This window comes from Syntrophomonas sp. UBA5494, from assembly GCF_002426325.1.
Genome location: NZ_DIPG01000026.1, coordinates 7,749 through 10,085, shown reverse-complemented (window position 1 = coordinate 10,085; position 2,337 = coordinate 7,749). Strand labels below are relative to the sequence as shown.

General features: G+C 48.6%; 2 protein-coding genes and 1 riboswitch. Both genes read left to right on the top strand.

Annotated elements, in window-relative coordinates:
* The first annotated feature begins 56 nt into the window (after positions 1-56).
* Positions 57-175, top strand: a riboswitch (molybdenum cofactor riboswitch).
* A 435-nt stretch (positions 176-610) separates the two neighbouring features.
* Positions 611-1,312: an ABC transporter ATP-binding protein gene (locus tag B3W37_RS02745; protein ID WP_483169175.1), complete on the top strand. Its 702-nt coding sequence runs from the start codon at positions 611-613 to the stop codon at positions 1,310-1,312.
* Between the two features lie 23 nt (positions 1,313-1,335).
* Positions 1,336-2,328 carry an ABC transporter substrate-binding protein gene (locus B3W37_RS02740; RefSeq protein ID WP_481039439.1) on the top strand — a complete coding sequence of 331 codons (993 nt, stop codon included), beginning with the start codon at positions 1,336-1,338 and terminating at the stop codon, positions 2,326-2,328.
* Positions 2,329-2,337 lie beyond the last annotated feature (9 nt).

The following is a 2,337-nucleotide window of genomic DNA, read 5'->3' as shown; positions in this document are numbered from 1 at the left end:
TACGTCCCTTAGTCTCAGGCAGGATTTTTGCCGTTAATGACGAATAATGCAATAAATAATTGAATAGTCTCCGAGCCTTTTCGCCTAAAGAGCGTTCCAAGGGGATCAGGCCGTCAGGGTGGTTTGGGAAACTGAGTTGCCTCCCAGTGTGGAAAGGAGATAAGCGGAATCGGCCATTTATCGGCGGACTGTTTGTCGCAGTTCGCCTTTATTTGTAGTATGAACTTTCCTATGATGTCGTCTATCAAGAGGCAGGCAGGTCGCAGTTGTCTCCAGGTTCTGTGCCGATTAATGCTTGATGCTATAAGGCTATTGTCGCCCGGCGGTTCTTTCTTGCCGGGCGTTTTGTAGTTTCTACCGTGGTATTTCTAAAAGAGGAGGTGTATAAGAGTCTGAAGCATTATTCAGGTGTTGCGGGCGGCTGGTTCGGTGATTGACAGCATTTGCAGTGGCGGCTAATTGGGGCAATGGCAGATCGCAACAGTGGTTTCGGGTTTCCGACCGAAAGGTTGGCGGGTTTTTATCCATCGAATACATAAAAGTCCATTGCGGCCTTGCGTTATAGGAATATCTTCCGAGGTTTGGCACCAATTTGGAAAGGCGATAACAGGTGATCGAATTAAACGATATCGGCAAAAGTTATGGAAAACTGGAAATAATTAAAAACTTTTCTTGTGTATTCCGATCAGGTGAGTTCGTGTGCATCTGCGGCCCCTCAGGTATTGGCAAGACTACCCTTTTGCAATTGATCGCCGGTCTGGAAAAACCTGAATACGGGAGCATCCAATACCGGAGCCAGCATATCGCTTATGTTTTTCAGGAATCCCGGCTGATTCCCTGGTGCAATGTTTTGGAGAATATCGAGATCGGCTTATATGCTCTGATGCCCGAGGACAGAAGGGAACGGAGGAGCATCTCCGAAAAACTGGCGCTGAAGGTTGGCCTGGATGGATTTCAGTCTTACTACCCGTCTCAGTTGAGTGGAGGCATGAAACAGAGGGTTTCCCTGGCCAGGGCGTTTGCCATCGAACCGGATATCCTGCTTCTGGATGAACCTTTCAGCTCATTAAATGATGAATTGCGGGAGGCGATGTGCAGATACCTGGTAAAACTCCTGGCCTTTAAACCCCGCACCTCGATTATGGTAACCCATAATATCGAAGAAGCTGTGCGCTTGGCGGACAGGATCATCTTCCTGCGCAACCGTCCCTGCGAAATTGTGTTGGACTTCTCTATAAGCACAGCCTTGCAAGACCGCGATATGAAATTCAGACTTGAACAGATCGAAAAGATCCAGGCACTGATTAATTAATGATGGAGAAAAGGGAGGATATCATGAACTTCGGAGTAAAAAGGATACTGGCAGGCTTAATAGTATTGACTCTGGCTCTCAGCCTAACTGGCTGCGCAAAGACCACCCCGAAGATGCAGGAGCTGCAAATCGCCGCTTCTCAAGGTGCAGGCAGCTACCCCCTGGCGCCTATGGTGGAGAACAATGCCCTTAAAGACATGGCTGACAAGACCGTCATCGTGCCCTGGGTTACCAGCGAGCAGCTCTCTGCCATGGTCACCTCCAACCAGGCGCAGTTCGCAATCACTCCTATAACCAATGCCCTGATGCTATATAATAAAGGGGCTGATTTAAAGCTGGTCAATGTTGCAGTCTGGGGCATGTTGTATATATTGAGCGCCGATGACAGTGTAAAAACCATCGCTGATCTCAAAGGCAAAGAAATAGCCGTCACCGGCGGCGGTACCAGCTATCACGGCAACATATTAAGACACATTCTCATTAAAAATAATCTTGACCCCGATAAAGACCTCACCATAATCAATATGGATATGGCAGAAGCCTCTTCAAAACTGGCTACCGGAGCCATAAAACTCGCTCTGTCCAACGAACCCAATTCTACTATAACCATAGCCAATGCTCTTAAAGGAAATATTACTGTGACCCGGGCCATCGATTTGCAGGTCGAATGGGGCAAAGCCGTAGGGAGTAATAACGCCCGTATACCACAGGCCGGACTGATCGTCGTGGGTGACAATGCTCAGAATAAAGCGCTGGTAGATGCAGTCTCGAAGCAATTCGCAGAGGGGGCCGGGTGGATCAATGAGAATCCTGCTCAGGCTGGGCCCCTGGTAGAAAAATATTTCCCTAAAATGAAGGCTGCCGCGGTCGAGAATTCTTTGACTTACGCCAGACTTGAACCCCTGGCCGGTGCCGAGTGCAAGCAGGAGATCAACGCATTTTTAAATGAGTTTCTCCAGACGGCTCCCCCGGCATCTATAGGGGGGAAACTACCGGATGATGGTTTTTATTACTAAGGTGATCAC

Coding starts and splice junctions, on each gene's coding strand:
- B3W37_RS02740 (WP_481039439.1), top strand. CDS start 1,336: ATGAACTTCGGAGTAAAAAGGATACTGGCAGGCTTAATAGTATTGACT.